A 14,827-nucleotide genomic window follows, 5' to 3' on the forward strand; every position below is an offset into this window, starting at 1 on the left:
GCCGCAGTCCGAGCCCCTCGGGCGCGGTCGGCCCTACACTCCCTCCCATGAGGGGCTTCCGCGCCAGGGATGCGGACCGCGACCGCTACGTCGAGGTCATCGAGGCGGCCTACGTCGACGGCCAGATCAACGACGCGGACCGTGAGCTGCGGGTGTCCCGCGCGCTCTCCGCGGAGACCCTCGACGAGCTCGAGACGCTGACGCGGGACCTGCAGAACCGGCCGGCACCGGCGCCGCCGGTGCAGGTCCGGGCGGCCCGGCCGACGCGGACGCGGCACCTGACGGGCGTGCTCGTCGCGCTCGGCGTGTTCGTGGCGCTGATCGGCGTCGGCGTCACCGGCGTCGTCGCCCTCTTCGCCACGTCCGTCGGTCCCACGGAGGTCGACACCCCCGCCGTCGTCGCGTCGGACGGCACGACGTCCCTGCCCGCCGAGGAGGTCGAGGCGCCGCCCGCCCCGACCTTCGAGATGACCGCGCGCGACGTGCGCGGCTTCGTGCGCGCCTACGAGCGCCAGTTCGGCACGCGGGACGCGTGGGACGTCTCCTTCTACCCCGAGCGGGTCTCGGTCGACGTCCCGGTGCGCGGCTCGCGCCCGCGCTACGAGTCGTGGTCCTGGGACGGGGCGTGGGAGATGACCTCGGGGCCGCGCGGGGCCAGTCCCTTCCACACCGCTCTCGTCGACCTCGGCTCGATCGGCCCCGACCGGCTGATGGCCAACATCCGCCTCGCGGAGCGCAGCCTGGGGGTCGAGCGCGGCGTCTTCACGCATGCCGTGCTGTGGGACGACCCGACCGCCGGAACGACGTTGAACATCCACGTCGGCAACGAGTTCCAGGAGAACGGCTACCTCCGCACCACCCTCTCCGGGGACCGGGTGGTGCTGCGCATCCCCTACGACGGGTGACGTAGTCCACGTCGCCGGGGCCACTGCGGTCGTCGCGCCTGCGGCACGATGTCGGGCATGAAGACGAACGCCGGACACTTCTTCGAGGACTTCCACGTCGGGCAGGTCATCGACCACGCCACCCCCCGCACGATCACCGAGGGGGACCGGGCGCTCTACGGCGCGATCTACCCGACCCGGTTCGCGCTGCCGTCGTCGGCGGAGTTCGCCGCGTCCGTCGGGCTGGCCGCGCACCCGGTCGAGGAGCTCGTCGGCTTCCACGTCGCCTTCGGCAAGACCGTGCCCGACGTCTCGCTCAACGCCGTCGCGAACCTCGGGTACGCCGAGTGCCGCTTCCACGTGCCCGTCGTGCCCGGTGACACGCTCCGCACGCGCTCCGAGGTGATCGGGGTCAAGGAGAACTCCAACGGCAGGACCGGGGTCGTCTGGGTCCGCTCCACGGCCACCAACCAGCGCGGCGAGGTCGTCGTCGACTGGGCGCGCTGGGTGATGGTGCACAAGCGCGACGCCGGTGCGCCGGCGCCGGCCACGGTGGTGCCGGACCTCGCCCCCGCCGTCGCCGCCGCCGACCTCGTCGTGCCCGCGGGCCTCGACTTGACGGCGTACGACACCGTGGCCGCCGGTGAGCCGCACCGTCTCGGCGACTACGAGGTGGGGGAGCGGATCGACCACGTCGACGGCGTCACCCTGACCGACGCCGAGCACATGATGGCGACCCGGCTGTGGCAGAACACCGCCAAGGTGCACTTCGACACCGGCGCCCGCCCCGACGGCACCCGGCTCGTCTACGGCGGGCACGTGATCTCGCTCGCCCGTGCGCTGTCCTTCAACGGGCTCGCCAACGCGCAGCTCGTGGCCGCGATCAACGCCGGCGCCCACGTCGCTCCAGCCTTCGCCGGCGACACCGTCCACGCGTGGTCCGAGGTGCTCGACCAGACCGAGCTCGATGCACCCGGGGTGGGCGCGCTGCGCCTGCGGCTGGTGGCGACCAAGGGGCGCGACGAGTCGATGACCCTGCGCGGCGACGACCGGAAGTACGCCCCGGGCGTGCTGCTCGACCTCGACTACTGGGCGCTCATCCCGCGCTGAACCGGCGGACGAGGTCGCCCGCGACGAGGTCCAGGGCCGTGTCGAGGGAGTCGGCGCCGTCGTGGCCGAGCCGGTGCAGGACCTCACGGGCGGCCGCCAGCAGCTCGTCGTCGGTCGCGTCGCCGGGCGTACGTCCCTCACGCGGTGCACCCGCCAGCAGGTCGTCGAGGTCGCCCACCACGTCGAAGGGGGCCGCCCGGAGGCTGGCCACCATCTCCGCCGAGCGCTCCTGGACCCACCCGGCGTGCTGGACGGGCAGGACGAACGGCTCGGACGGTGCCGCGCCGGCGAGTGCCTCGGGGACGAAGGTGCCCTTGATCCGGCGCGTCAGCTCAGGCGTACGCCCGGCGCGGGGGAGTCGCTCGTTGATCCGCCGCAACAGCTCGGCCTCGACCAGGCCGAGGGAGTCGTTGGCCCGCCGGACCTCGGTGTCGAGGCCCGCGACGTCGACGCCGAGGACGGCGGCGCTGCGCCGCCAGAGCTCGTCGCGCGGGGCGCCCGACGGGGGGACCACCACGAGGTGCACGCGGTCGGCGGGCAGGTCCGCGGACCAGCGCCGGAGGATGGCCGGGACGTCCTGGTAGCGCCAGAACTTCTGGTCGTCCTCACCGTGGCGCACGGAGCCGAGGAAGCGGCGGTAGGGCTGGCGCGCGCCCATCTTGACCCGCTGCTGCCAGGCGGAGGGCAGGACCCGGCCGAGGTCGCGCGCGGTGACGACGACGTGGACCTCCCCGGCGACGGCGGCGAGCTCCGACAGGGCCCGACGTGCCGCCCGGTCCGGGGTGTCGGCGAAGTGCTCGTTGCTGACCAGCACGTCACCGGACCAGTCGCCGGCCTCGTCGAGGACCCGGCGCCACGCGTCCTGCTCGCGGTCGCTGAGGGTGTCGAGCACGGCGCTCATCCCCTTCACCACGGCGGCGGCGGTGAAGTGGTCGCGGCGTCCCGCGCCGGGCAGGAGCAGGCCGCGGTCGCGCAACTCGTCGTGGTGGCGCCACCACAGGTCCTGCAGGTAGCTCGTGCCCGACTTCGCCGTCCCGACGTGGAGGAACGCGCGGCGAGCCATGCCCGTGACCCTATCGGGGGCGGGCAGACTCGGGCCGTGGCCTGGGACCGTGACTTCTTCTACGACGCCTACCCGCGGCTGGAGGCCGCGTTCGGGGCGCGGCTCGACGAGAGCCTGTCCCCGCGCGACCCCTCCGTGCTGCTGCAGGCGGTGCGCGAGCTCGACCTGCGCCCCGACAGCCGGGTCGTCGACGTCGGGTGCGGGGAGGGGGCGTACGCCTTCCGGCTCGTGACCCACTTCGGGTTCCGGGTGCTGGGCATCGACCCCGTCCAGCGGCACCTCGACCTGGCCCGTACCGCGCGTCGCGACCTGGTCACCGACATCGCCTCCCGGGTGGCGTTCGAGCGCGGCACGGCCACCGCGATCCCGGCGCCCGACGCCTCGGTCGACCTGGTGTGGTGCCGCGACGTCATGGTCCACGCCGAGCACCCGGACGACGCCTACGCTGAGTTCGCCCGGGTGCTGCGGCCGGGCGGGCACGTCGTCGCCTACCAGGCGGTCGCCACCGACCTGCTCTCCGACGCGGAGGCCGACTGGCTCTTCGACGTGATGGGGGTCGTCGCGACCTCGGCCGAGCCGCGGGTCGTCGACGACGCCATCGCGGCCTCCGGGCTCGAGACGGTCGCGACCCTCGACCTCTCCAGCGAGTGGGGCGAGTGGGGCCAGGAGCAGGAGGGCGCGGCCGGACGCGCGCTGCTCCACCTGGCGCGGCTCCAGCGCGACCCCGAGCGCTACCGGGCCGAGTTCGGGGACCAGGCGTACGACGTGATGCTCGGCGACTGCCGCTGGCAGGTCTACCGGATGATGGGCAAGCTGGGCGCGCGGGTGGACGTGCTGCGCAAGCCGGGGCCACGCCGCTAATCCCCTCGACCCGCTGGGCCGGGTTTGGCAGGGTGGGGGTCCGTCAACCGATGAGGAGGAGCCCCATGGCTGATCAGGACCCGAACGCAGACCTCAAGGCGAAGATGCGGGAGGCCCTCGATCGCAAGAAGGGTCATCACCACCCCGACGACAGCGCCGACTCGCGCGAGAAGGCGCACGGCTCCGAGGTCACCAACGCCAACGTCGCCAAGCCGATGCACCGCCGCAAGGCCGGTGGCGGCGGCGTCTGAGGCCTACGACGCGCCGGCGGGCACCTCGTCCGCCGGCGCGAAGGCGCGCGCCAGCCAGAACAGCGCCACCACCAGCACCAGCGGGACCGCGAAGCCGATCCGCAGGGAGCCCGACCCCACCGCGCCGGTCATCACGGCCCCCAGCAGGGCGCCCGCGTAGTTGAACTGGTTGAACCTCGCGACGACCGCGTCGACCCGCGCCTGCCGGGTCGCCGGGTCGGCGTCGCGTGAGGCCAGCGCGGCCGCGGCCGAGAAGCTCAGCGGGGCGACGACGGCCACGCCGCAGCCGAGCAGCGTGAAGCCGAGCACCGCGACCGGCCATGACGGCGCCGCGACGACGATCGCGAGGGCGACGAACGCGACGGCCGCACCGGCGCGCAGGAGGCGTACGGCCCCCACCTGCTTGGTCAGGCGGTCACCCGCGAGGCGTACGAGCCCGCTGGCCACGAGGTAGGGCAGGGTCGCCAGCGCGACCAGCTCCTCGGGCGCGGCGAAGACGTCGTCGAGGTAGACCGGTCCCCACGTCGCCGCCGCCGTGTCGACGGTGTAGAACGCCACGAGCGCCAGGCCGATCATCACGATCGCGCGCCAGGGCACGTCGGTCTCCGTCGAGGTCGCCGCCTCGCCGTGGTCGCGCGGGAGGTACGGCGCCGCGGCCGCCGCGAGGGGCAGGAGGGCGACCAGCGCGACGGCCGACCACGGGACGTCCGCGGTGCCCAGGGTGACGAGTGCGCCGATGACGCCGCCGAGGGTCCACGCCCCGTGGCACGACGGCAGCACCACGCGGCCGAGCCGGTGCTCCAGTGCGACGGCCTGCATGTTGCCGGTGGCGTCGACGAGGCCCAGCCCGACGCCGTACGCCGCGAGACCGAGCACGAACACCGGCGACACCGGGGCGAGCACGACGACCGCGACCGCCGCGGCGACCACGACCAGGCCCACGCGGAGCACGACCGCGCTGTCGAGGCGCGGGGCGAGGCGTTCGGCCACGAGCGACCCGACGCCCGCGAGGAGCACCATCATCAGCAGCACGCCGGACAGCGCGAGCTCGTCGAGGTCCCAGCGATTCTGGATGCGCGGCAGCCGGGTGGTGAGGCTGATGAACACCAGGCCCTGGGTGAGGAAGGCGGCGGCGATGGCGAGCCGCGCACGGCGGAGGTCCGGCATGTCGAGCATGGTGGCAGGGCTCCGGCCCGCTCGTGGGAGACTCGCTGCATGTCGTCCGTGACCGGTCCCGAGCTCTGGGTGGTGCGCCACGGCGAGACCGAGTGGAGCCGTGCCGGCCGCCACACCTCGACCACCGACCTGCCGCTGACCGACGAGGGCGAGGAGGCCGCGATCTCGCTCGGCCCCCGGCTCTACGACGTCGACTTCGACCTGGTGCTGACGAGCCCGCGGCAGCGCGCGCGACGCACCGCCGAGCTGGCCGGCTACGGGCACGCCGAGGTCGACGACGACCTCGCCGAGTGGGCCTACGGCGACTACGAGGGCGTGACCACCGCGAAGATCCGCGAGACCGTCCCCGGCTGGACGGTCTGGACGCACCCGACGCCCGGGGGCGAGACCGCCGACGAGGTCGCGGCCCGGCTCGACCGCGTGATCGCGCGGGCGCAGTCGCACGAGCGCACCCTCGTGTTCGCCCACGGCCACTCGCTGCGCGTCCTCACCGCCCGGTGGCTGCAGCAGCCGCCGGACGAGGGCCGCTTCTTCCGGCTCGACACCTCGACCGTCTCGGTGCTCGGCTTCGAGCGGGAGACCCCGGTCCTGCTGCGGTGGAACAGCTGACGTGCGCATCGACCTCCACACGCACTCCTCGGCCAGCGACGGCACGGACACCCCCGGCGACCTGGTCCGCGAGGCCGCCGCCGCGGGCCTCGACGTCGTCGCGCTGACCGACCACGACGCCATGTCGGGCTGGGACGAGGCGCGGCGGGCGGCCGACGAGGTCGGCATCACCCTCGTGCCGGGCCTCGAGGTCAGCACCCGCTTCCACCATCGCGGCGTCCACCTGCTCGGCTACCTGCCCGACCCGGCGTACCCGCCCCTCGTCGCCGAGCTCGACCGCATCCTCGTCGGGCGCACCGAGCGGACGCCCGCCATCGTCAGTGCCCTGCGCGAGCACGGCGTCGACATCACCGAGGAGGACGTACGCCGCGAGTCCGGCGGCTCCGTCGCCGCCGGGCGCCCGCACGTCGCCGACGCCCTCGCGCGGCTCGGCGTGGTGCGTGACCGCACCGAGGCGTTCGCGACCCTGCTCAGCCCCGGCCAGCCCGGCTACGTCAACCGCTACGCGTCGCGGCTCGAGGACATGGTCGGGCTCGTGACGGACGCCGGCGGCGTCGCCGTCGTCGCTCACCCGTGGGGCCGGGGGAGCCGCTCGGTGGTGACCCCCGAGGCGCTCGCCGCGCTCAAGGACCTCGGGCTCGCCGGCATCGAGGTGGACCACCAGGACCACTCCGCCGAGGCCCGCGCCGAGCTCCGCGCCATCGCCCGCGACCTCGACCTCGTCGTCACCGGCAGCAGCGACCACCACGGCCTGGGCAAGGTCGACCACGACCTCGGGGTCAACACCACCGACCCGGAGCAGTACGAGCGGCTGATGTCGCTGGTCCGGCGGTGACCCGGGGGCGGTTTCGCGGACACGTGTGGCGCTTGTGGCCCTCGATCGGGGCGTCCGAGGGCCACTTCTAGGACACGTGCGGCGGTTGTGGTCCTCACGTCTGCGCGGGGAGGTCAACGAAAGCGCCGGCTCCGGTCGCCGGCGGGATGGTGGAGTCCCCGAGTCACCAGGTGACCCGCAGGTTCCACCCTCACCCGGCGACCCCGGTCCTGTCGCCGTGGTCGCGTCCTGGGCCGGTCCGGCACGAGGTTCGAGGGCGGTTTCGCGGACACGTGTGGCGGTCGTGGCCCTCAACCGGGGCGTTGAGGGCCCCCTCCTCGGACACGTGCGGTGGTTGTGGTCCTGACCCAATCCGACAAGAGGTCCCGGCGGGCGGTTTCGCGGACACGTGTGGCGCTTGTGGCCCTCGATCGGGGCGTCCGAGGGCCACTTCTAGGACATGTGCGGCGGTTGTGGCCCTCACGTCTGCGCGGGGAGGTCAACGAAAGCGCCGGCTCCGGTCGCCGGCGGGATGGTGGGAGTCCCCGAGTCACCAGGTGACCCGCAGGTTCCACCCTCACCCGGGGACCCCGGTCCTGTCGCCGTGGTCGCGTCCTGGGCCGGTCCGGCAAGAGGTCTGGGGGCGGTTTCGCGGACACGTGTGGCGGTTGTGGCCCTCAATCGACGCGTCCAGGGGCCACTTCTCGGACACGTGTGGCGGTTGTAGCCCCCGACCCCGGCCGAGCCGCACGACCGTCACGCCATCCGTCTCCTGAGCCAGCCGTTCGTCCCCGGGGCGAGGCCCTTGGCCTTCGGTACGCCCGCCAGCGGCGCGACAGCGAGGGCGGAGCCGTCCGGGAGGGACCACTTCATCGCGTGGTGGACGGCGGAGAGGCTGTCGTCGGACTCGACGAACGCCAGTCCCTCGGCGGCGATCACGACCTCGCGCCACGGGCCGGGCAGGTCCTGCGGGTCGAGCTCGCGCAGGTCGGCGGACGTCCACACCACGTACACCGTCATGCCCGCCGCACCATCCGGTGCTCGGAGCCGACGTCGTCGCTCCTCCTCGCGCCGTCGGACCGGAACCCCTGGCGCTCGTAGAACGCGACCGCACGGTCGTTGCCGTCCAGCACCCAGAGGTAGCACGCGGACGTCCCGACCGCGGCCGTGAGCAGCGCGTGGCCCACGCCCGTGCCGTACGCCGACGCCCGCACGTAGAGCGCCATGAGCTCCAGCCCGGGGAGCCCCTCGTGCGGACCGTCCCGGCCCGGACCGGTGCTGGCGAAGCCGACGAGCGTGCCGTCCTCCGACCACGCCAGCAGCGTCTCCATGGCCCCCGGCGAGAGCAGGCCCCGCCACCGATCGACCCGGTCCGCGCGGGTGGCGCGACGCTCGGTGAGGACGTCCGCGGGCACGAGCCGGGCGTACGCCTCCTCCCACACGTCGAGGTGCAGGTCGGTGAGCGCGGCGGCGTCCTCGACGCGCGCGGGGGCGATGCGCATCCTCAGCGGCGCCCCATCGACTGCGTCAGCCGCAGCACGCGGTTGGGGATCGCGGTCGTCAGCACCCGGATGGCCTTGTACTGCATCCCGGGGATGGAGTACGCGCGACCCTTCGCGAAGTCCGCCAGGGAGGTGCGGACGAGGAAGTCCACGTCGAGCCACATGAAGCCCTCGCCGCGCGTGACCTCCATGCGCTCGTGGAACTCGGTCTTGGTGAAGCCCGGGCACAGGGCCATGACCTGCACGCCGCGGGGCTTGTACTCCATGTGCGCCCACTCGCTGAAGCTGTTCACCCACGCCTTGGCGGCGGAGTAGGAGCCGCGGGGGAGGAAGGCCGCGACGCTGGAGACGTTGATGATCCCGCCGTGGCCGCGCTCGGCCATCGCGCCGAGCGCCGCGTGGCTGAGCCGGAGCACGGCGGTGACGAGGACCTCGAGCATCGCCGTCTCGTCGTCGGCGGAGTTGTCGAGGAAGCGCTGCTTGAGCCCGAAGCCGGCGTTGTTCACCAGCAGGTCGACGGGCCGGTCGCGGTCGGCCAGCCGGGCCTCGACGAGGGCGAGCTGCTCGCGGTCGACGAGGTCGGCGACGAGGACCTCGACCTCGACCTGGTGCGTACGGCGCAGGTCCGCCGCGACCTCCTCGAGCCGGGCGGCGTCGCGGGCGACCAGGACGAGGTCGTCACCGCGCGCGGCGAGCTGGACGGCGTACTCGTGGCCGATGCCGGCGGTCGCGCCGGTGATCAGTGCAGTGCTCATGCCCCCAGCATTTCAGGTGTCCTGTGGAGGCGGCCATCCCGTCCGGCACAATTGCGGGCAATGAGCCCCCAGAAGCCCGCCAGCGTGACGCTGGCCGTCGCCAACCAGAAGGGTGGCGTCGCCAAGACCACCTCCGTCGCCTCGATCGGCGCCGCGCTGGCCGAGCTCGGGCACCGCGTGCTGCTGGTCGACCTCGACCCGCAGGCGTGCCTCACGTTCTCGCTCGGCATCGACCCAGAGGACCTCGACACCTCGGTGCACCACGTCCTCACCCAGGGCGTGGACCCGGCCGAGGTCATCATCGAGACCGAGGACGGCGTCGACGTCCTGCCGGCGACCATCGAGCTCGCCCGCGCCGAGGCCGACCTGCTGACCCGGACCGGACGCGAGCACGTCATCAAGGGCGCCCTGGAGCAGCTGGCCGACGACCTCGCCGACAGCGAGGAGGGGCCGTACGACTGGGTGCTGCTCGACTGCCCGCCCTCGCTCGGCGTGCTGACGGTCGCCGCGCTCACCGCCGCGGACGGCGTGCTGGTGCCGCTGCAGTGCGAGACCCTGTCGCACCGGGGGGTCGGGCAGCTGCTCGACACGGTGCACGACGTGCGCCGCTTCACCAACCGCGGCCTCGAGGTGTGGGGCGTGCTGCCGACGCTCTACGACGGGCGTACGACCCACGCGCGGACCGTGCTGGAGACGATCAGCGAGACCTACGACCTCGAGGTCGTCGAGCCGCCGATCCCCAAGACGATCAAGTTCGCCGAGGCGCCCGCCGCCGGTCGGTCGATCCTGGCGACGAGCCGCAGCAGCAAGGGCGCCGTCGCCTACCGCGAGGTGGCCCGGAACCTCGTCGAGCGGGCCTCCCGCCCCCGTCCGAAGAAGGTGGTGAGGAAGCCCGCTCGCACGAGGTGAGCGCGGGTCAGGCCTTCGGGGCCTCGACCGACTCGCCGCCACGCGTGCGGCGACGGCTGCGGTTGCGGCGGCGCGGGGCGTCGCCGGACTTCTCCGAGGAGCCGGAGCGGTCCGAGCCCGAACGGTCGGAGCCCGAACGGTCGGAGGAGCGACGCTCGCGCGGGGCCCGCTCCTTCCTCTCCACCGGGGCGGGGTCGACGATCCGGCCCTTGGTGCCGACCGGGATGCCCTGGTCGTGGAAGAGGTGCTCGGAGGTCGAGTAGGTCTCCTGCGGGTCGGGGAAGGGCAGGTCGAGCGCCTTGTTGATCATCTTCCAGCGGTGCAGGTCCGCCCAGTCGACGAAGGTGATCGCGATGCCCGACGCGCCCGCGCGACCGGTGCGGCCGATGCGGTGCACGTAGGTCTTGTCGTCCTCGGGGCAGGTGTAGTTGATGACGTGGGAGACACCGCGCACGTCGATGCCGCGCGCCGCGACGTCGGTGGCGACGAGCACCCGGATCTTGTCCTCGCGGAACTTGGCGAGCGCCTTCTCGCGCGCGACCTGCGCCATGTCGCCGTGCAGCGGCGAGGCGCTGAACCCACGCTCGACCAGGTCGTCGGCGACCCGCTGGGCCTGACGCTTGGTGCGGGTGAAGACGATGATCTTCTCGGCGTCCTCGGCCTGCAGGACGCGCCCGATGATCTCCGGCTTGTCGAGGTCGTGGGCCAGGTAGATGAACTGCGCCGTGGCCGGCACCATCGTGGTGTCGTACGAGGACTCGGCGCGGATGTTCATCGGGTGGCGCATGTGCGTGCGGGCCAGCGCGACGATCGCGGCCGGCATGGTCGCGGAGAACAGCATCGTCTGCCGCGTCTCCGGGGTCTTGGAGAGCAGGGTGATGACGTCGGGCAGGAAGCCGAGGTCGAGCATCTCGTCGGCCTCGTCGAGCACGAGGGCGTGCACGTGGGAGAGGTCGAGCGCGCGGCGGTTGGCCAGGTCGATGAGGCGACCGGGGGTGCCGACGACGATGTCGACGCCGGCCTCGAGCGCCTCGAGCTGGGTGTCGTAGCCGACGCCGCCGTAGACGGTGAGGACACGCAGGCCCGTGTCGGCGCTGGCGATGGACAGGTCGCTCGAGACCTGCAGCGCGAGCTCGCGGGTGGGCGCGACGATGAGCGCCTGCGGCTTGCCCTGCGGCATGTCGGCGTACGCCGGGTCGCGCGGGGAGACCGAGCGCTGCAGCACCGGGATGCCGAAGGCGAGGGTCTTGCCGGTGCCCGTGCGGGCCTGGCCGATGAGGTCGGTGCCGAGGAGCGCGACCGAGAGGGTCATCTCCTGGATGGCGAAGGGGGTGGTGATGCCGGCGCGCTCGAGGGCGTCGCAGATCTCGGCCTGCACGCCGAGGTCACGGAAGGTGGTCGTCACGAATGGAGTCGCTTTCGGATGGAGTTGGATGTCCCACGCGTATGCGGTCAGGCCACTCGAAAGCTCCCTCCACTCGGTTGGGGGAGGGAATGCCGACCGCGCACATACAGGCGGCCACCGGCAGAACGTCGGCGGCTCGGTCGGCATCATCGTATCGCTAGGCTGCGAACATGACGGAATCGCCCGACGAGGACTACCGCCGAGCCGCAGTCGACCTCCTCGGGGCGATCGCGTACGGCGAGCTCTCCGCCTTCGAGCGCCTCGTCGAGGACGCCAAGATGGCGCCCGGCATCGACGACAAGATCGCGATCGGGGCGATGGCGACGGCCGAGTTCGCGCACCTGCAGAAGCTCGTCGAGCGGCTCGAGCAGCTCGGGGCCGATCCCTACGAGGCGATGCAGGCCTTCCGCGACAGCTTCGACGGCTTCCACGCCCACACAGCGCCGTCGGACTACTACGAGGGCCTGATCAAGGCGTACGTCGGCGACGGCCTCGCCGCGGACTTCTACCGCGAGATCGCGGCCTACCTCGACGCCGAGACCCGCGAGGTGATCATCAGCTCGCTCGAGGACTCCGGGCAGACGGCCTTCATCGTCGAGCGGGTCCGCGCGGGCATCGCGGAGGACCACCGCCTCGGCGGCCGGCTCGCGCTCTGGGGCCGCCGGCTGATGGGAGAGGCACTCACGCAGGCGCAGCGCGTCGCGGGCGACCGCGACTCGCTCACCGCGCTGCTGGCCGGGGGCGTGGACCGCCCGGGCCTCGACCTCGCCGCCCTCGGGCGGATGTTCACCCGGCTCACCGAGCTGCACGCGGCCCGGATGGCCGAGCTCGGGCTCGAGGCCTGAGGCGAGCGCGTACGTCAGGCGTCGCGGTCGCGGCGTCCGGTGATCGTCGCGGCGACGACCACCAGCACGGCGGCCACCCCGACCTGCCAGGCGTGGCGCCACCAGTCCAGGCCGCGGCTGGTGTCGTAGCGGTCGCCGCCCGGGTAGGTGTCGGAGACCCCGAAGATCGCGAAGTAGAGCCAGTTGCCGACGAACGCGCCGACGATGCCGCACACGACCGTCAGCCACAGCGGGATGTTGTCGCGCGAGCCCGGGGCGACCGCCTTGCCGAGGAAGCCGATGACGAGCCCGAGCAGGATCGTGACGATCACGGTCCAGATCAGGCCCACGACGGGTGCTCCTCGGCGTTGCTGTGAGGTCGGGGACCGGTCAGCGGAAGCCGACGGTGCTGGAGGTGGGGGAGCCGAGCTCGACGTAGGCGATCTTGTCGGCCGGGACCACGACGGCGCGGCCCTTGGTGTCCTTCAGGTGCAGCACGCCGTTGCCGGCGAGCGCGTCGCCGAGCATCTTCTCGACGTCCTCCGGCGTGCTGTCGGTCTCGAGGACCAGCTCGCGCTGGGCCTGCTGCACGCCGATCTTGACCTCCACGGTGGTGCTCCTTGCTGGTCGTTCCTGCTGGTCAGGGATTCGGGTCGAGTGTGCCGGGTCAGTGGTCGTCGGTCATCGGGTAGCCCCGGATGCCGCGCCAGGCGAGGCCGGCGATGAGCGCGGCCGCGTCGTCCTGCGCGATGTCGCCACCGCCCGCGAGCCAGAACCTCGCCGACACCTGCGCCATTCCCACCAGGGACACCGCCAGCAGCTCCGAGGCCTGGTCGGGCAGGCCGGTGTCGGTGCGGATGACGTCGGCGATCATGGCCGCGCACTCGGTCGTGACCCGGTCGACGCGCTCGCGCACGTCGGGCTCGCTGGTGAGGTCGGACTCGAAGACCAGCCGGAACGCGCCCTCCTCGGACGCGACGTAGCTGTAGAACACCTTCATCGTCGCGGCGACGCGGTCCTTGTTGTCCGTGGTCGACGCGAGGGCCTCGCGGCAGTTGTCGATGATCATGTCGCACGAGGCGTCGAGGAGCGCGAGGTAGAGGTCGAGCTTGCCCGGGAAGTGCTGGTAGAGCACGGGCTTGGACACGCCAGCCCGCTCGGCGATGTCGTCCATCGCGGCCGCGTGGTAGCCCTGCGCGACGAACACCTCGAGGGCCGACTCGAGCAGCTGGACGCGGCGCTCGCGCCGCGGCATCCGCCCACCGCGGGGTCGCGGGGCGTCGGGGTCCAGCTGGCCTGCAGTCACGTCGTACTCCTGGGTAGTCGGTCGCGCTGAGCCTAGCCGCCCGGCGCCTGCACGCCTCAGTCCGCATCTCGGGACGTCGTCGAGCCGCTCACCACCCCACGTGGAACATGGAGGACGTCGGTGCTGTTGCACCCACACCCGAGTCAAGGAGAAGACGTGTCGTTCGCACCCCTGGTGGAGCCCGCAGACGAGCTCACCGTCGACGAGGTACGCCGCTACAGCCGCCACCTGATCATCCCCGACGTGGGCATGGCGGGGCAGAAGCGCCTGAAGAACGCCAAGGTGCTGGTCATCGGCGCGGGCGGCCTGGGGTCCCCGGCCCTGCTCTACCTGGCCGCCGCCGGCGTCGGGACGCTCGGCATCGCCGAGTTCGACGAGGTCGACGAGTCCAACCTGCAGCGCCAGATCATCCACGGCATGTCCGACATCGGCCGACCCAAGGCCGAGTCCGCGAAGGAGTCGATCGCCGAGGTCAACCCCTACGTCGAGGTGGTCGTGCACAACGAGCGCCTCGACAACGACAACGTCATGGGGATCTTCGAGGGCTACGACCTCATCCTCGACGGCACCGACAACTTCGCGACCCGCTACATGGTCAACGACGCGGCCTACTTCCTCGGCATCCCCTACGTGTGGGGGTCGATCTACCGCTTCGACGGCCAGGCGTCGGTCTTCGCGCCCACGATGGCCGACGACGCCCCCTGCTACCGCTGCCTCTACCCCGAGCCCCCGCCGCCGGGCATGGTCCCGAGCTGCGCCGAGGGCGGCGTGCTCGGCGTCCTGTGCGCGAGCATCGGCTCGATCCAGGTCAACGAGGCGATCAAGCTGCTGACCGGCATCGGCGACCCCGCCATCGGCAAGCTCGTCATCTACGACGCCCTCGAGCTCGAGTGGCGCAAGCTCAAGGTGCGCAAGGACCCGAGCTGCGCGCTGTGCGGCGAGAACGCCACGGTGACCGGCCTCATCGACTACGACGCCTTCTGCGGCGCGGTCTCCGACGAGGCCGCCGACGCCGCGGCCGGGTCGACGATCTCGGTCGTGCAGCTCGAGCACATGCTGAAGGAGCGCGACAACGGCGAGCGCGACTTCACCCTCATCGACGTCCGCGAGCCCAACGAGTACGAGATCAACAAGATCCCCGGCTCGGTGCTGATCCCCAAGGGCGAGTTCCTCAACGGCAACGCCCTGGGCGACCTGCCCAGCGACAAGCCGATCGTGCTGCACTGCAAGTCGGGCGTCCGCTCGGCGGAGGTCCTCGCCATCGTGAAGGGCGCGGGCTACGCCGACGCCGTGCACGTCGGTGGCGGCGTGGTCGCCTGGGTGAGCCAGATCGACCCCAGCCAGCCGGCGTACTGACC

The 14,827-nt window shown here is 72.6% G+C and carries 18 protein-coding genes; 9 read left to right on the plus strand and 9 right to left on the minus strand.

Annotated elements, in window-relative coordinates:
* The first annotated feature begins 47 nt into the window (after positions 1-47).
* Together F4692_RS13090 and F4692_RS13095 are read left to right on the plus strand one after the other, a co-directional pair.
* Positions 48-905 (plus strand): DUF1707 SHOCT-like domain-containing protein, encoded by an 858-nt coding sequence (locus F4692_RS13090; protein ID WP_179620053.1) that lies wholly within the window; start codon positions 48-50, stop codon positions 903-905.
* A gap of 57 nt (positions 906-962) precedes the next feature.
* Positions 963-1,994, plus strand: a complete 1,032-nt coding sequence (locus F4692_RS13095) for a MaoC family dehydratase (protein ID WP_179620054.1) — start codon at positions 963-965, stop codon at positions 1,992-1,994.
* On the opposite strand, the gene F4692_RS13100 is transcribed toward F4692_RS13095, so the two are convergent.
* The gene (locus F4692_RS13100; protein ID WP_179620055.1) at positions 1,981-3,057 is read right to left on the minus strand and encodes a hypothetical protein; all 1,077 of its coding nucleotides are present in this window, start codon (positions 3,055-3,057) and stop codon (positions 1,981-1,983) included. The genes F4692_RS13095 and F4692_RS13100 overlap by 14 nt on opposite strands.
* Before the next feature lie 36 nt (positions 3,058-3,093).
* Between F4692_RS13100 and F4692_RS13105 the strand changes: the two genes are divergently transcribed.
* Together F4692_RS13105 and F4692_RS13110 are read left to right on the plus strand one after the other, a co-directional pair.
* Positions 3,094-3,918 carry a class I SAM-dependent methyltransferase gene (locus F4692_RS13105; RefSeq protein WP_179620056.1) on the plus strand — a complete coding sequence of 275 codons (825 nt, stop codon included), beginning with the start codon at positions 3,094-3,096 and terminating at the stop codon, positions 3,916-3,918.
* A 65-nt stretch (positions 3,919-3,983) separates the two neighbouring features.
* Entirely contained in the window at positions 3,984-4,169 is a 186-nt protein-coding gene (locus tag F4692_RS13110) for a DUF5302 domain-containing protein (RefSeq protein ID WP_179620057.1), read from the plus strand.
* A gap of 3 nt (positions 4,170-4,172) precedes the next feature.
* On the opposite strand, the gene F4692_RS13115 is transcribed toward F4692_RS13110, so the two are convergent.
* Positions 4,173-5,345 (minus strand): MFS transporter, encoded by a 1,173-nt coding sequence (locus tag F4692_RS13115; RefSeq protein WP_179620058.1) that lies wholly within the window; start codon positions 5,343-5,345, stop codon positions 4,173-4,175.
* 39 nt (positions 5,346-5,384) lie between these two features.
* On the opposite strand from F4692_RS13115, the gene F4692_RS13120 reads away from it, so the two are divergent.
* Both F4692_RS13120 and F4692_RS13125 read left to right on the plus strand, forming a co-directional pair.
* The gene (locus F4692_RS13120) at positions 5,385-5,954 is read left to right on the plus strand and encodes a histidine phosphatase family protein (RefSeq protein ID WP_179620059.1); all 570 of its coding nucleotides are present in this window, start codon (positions 5,385-5,387) and stop codon (positions 5,952-5,954) included.
* 1 nt (position 5,955) lies between these two features.
* A complete protein-coding gene (locus F4692_RS13125) occupies positions 5,956-6,789 on the plus strand; it encodes a PHP domain-containing protein (RefSeq protein ID WP_179620060.1) in 834 nt (277 codons plus the stop codon).
* Positions 6,790-7,524: 735 nt separating this feature from the next.
* Here F4692_RS13125 and F4692_RS13130 read toward each other — a convergent pair.
* The 3 genes from F4692_RS13130 to F4692_RS13140 are packed head-to-tail and all read right to left on the minus strand — an operon-like array spanning position 7,525 to position 9,025.
* Positions 7,525-7,788: a hypothetical protein gene (locus F4692_RS13130; protein ID WP_179620061.1), complete on the minus strand. Its 264-nt coding sequence runs from the start codon at positions 7,786-7,788 to the stop codon at positions 7,525-7,527.
* A complete protein-coding gene (locus F4692_RS13135) occupies positions 7,785-8,270 on the minus strand; it encodes a GNAT family N-acetyltransferase (protein WP_179620062.1) in 486 nt (161 codons plus the stop codon). The genes F4692_RS13130 and F4692_RS13135 overlap by 4 nt, the downstream gene beginning before the upstream one ends.
* A 2-nt stretch (positions 8,271-8,272) precedes the next feature.
* A complete protein-coding gene (locus F4692_RS13140; RefSeq protein WP_179620063.1) occupies positions 8,273-9,025 on the minus strand; it encodes an SDR family NAD(P)-dependent oxidoreductase in 753 nt (250 codons plus the stop codon).
* 60 nt (positions 9,026-9,085) lie between these two features.
* Between F4692_RS13140 and F4692_RS13145 the strand changes: the two genes are divergently transcribed.
* Complete coding sequence (locus F4692_RS13145) at positions 9,086-9,934, plus strand: ParA family protein (protein ID WP_179620064.1); 849 nt, start codon at positions 9,086-9,088, stop codon at positions 9,932-9,934.
* 7 nt (positions 9,935-9,941) lie between these two features.
* Here F4692_RS13145 and F4692_RS13150 read toward each other — a convergent pair whose 3' ends face one another.
* Positions 9,942-11,390 carry a DEAD/DEAH box helicase gene (locus tag F4692_RS13150; RefSeq protein WP_374757301.1) on the minus strand — a complete coding sequence of 483 codons (1,449 nt, stop codon included), beginning with the start codon at positions 11,388-11,390 and terminating at the stop codon, positions 9,942-9,944.
* Positions 11,391-11,509: 119 nt separating this feature from the next.
* On the opposite strand from F4692_RS13150, the gene F4692_RS13155 reads away from it, so the two are divergent.
* On the plus strand, positions 11,510-12,184 hold the full coding sequence (locus F4692_RS13155) for a ferritin-like fold-containing protein (RefSeq protein ID WP_179620065.1): 675 nt from the start codon (positions 11,510-11,512) through the stop codon (positions 12,182-12,184).
* Positions 12,185-12,198: 14 nt separating this feature from the next.
* On the opposite strand, the gene F4692_RS13160 is transcribed toward F4692_RS13155, so the two are convergent.
* The 3 genes from F4692_RS13160 to F4692_RS13170 are packed head-to-tail and all read right to left on the minus strand — an operon-like array spanning position 12,199 to position 13,418.
* Entirely contained in the window at positions 12,199-12,513 is a 315-nt protein-coding gene (locus F4692_RS13160; RefSeq protein WP_308645296.1) for a GlsB/YeaQ/YmgE family stress response membrane protein, read from the minus strand.
* Between the two features lie 40 nt (positions 12,514-12,553).
* A complete protein-coding gene (locus F4692_RS13165) occupies positions 12,554-12,772 on the minus strand; it encodes a DUF3107 domain-containing protein (RefSeq protein WP_179620066.1) in 219 nt (72 codons plus the stop codon).
* Between the two features lie 58 nt (positions 12,773-12,830).
* Positions 12,831-13,418 carry a TetR/AcrR family transcriptional regulator gene (locus tag F4692_RS13170; protein ID WP_179620501.1) on the minus strand — a complete coding sequence of 196 codons (588 nt, stop codon included), beginning with the start codon at positions 13,416-13,418 and terminating at the stop codon, positions 12,831-12,833.
* A 207-nt stretch (positions 13,419-13,625) separates the two neighbouring features.
* Here F4692_RS13170 and moeZ point away from each other — a divergent pair, with 207 nt between their 5' ends.
* Positions 13,626-14,825: an adenylyltransferase/sulfurtransferase MoeZ gene (gene moeZ / locus F4692_RS13175; protein WP_179620067.1), complete on the plus strand. Its 1,200-nt coding sequence runs from the start codon at positions 13,626-13,628 to the stop codon at positions 14,823-14,825.
* Positions 14,826-14,827 lie beyond the last annotated feature (2 nt).

The sequence above is a fragment of the Nocardioides cavernae genome (assembly GCF_013410035.1).
Classification (GTDB): domain Bacteria; phylum Actinomycetota; class Actinomycetes; order Propionibacteriales; family Nocardioidaceae; genus Nocardioides; species Nocardioides cavernae_A.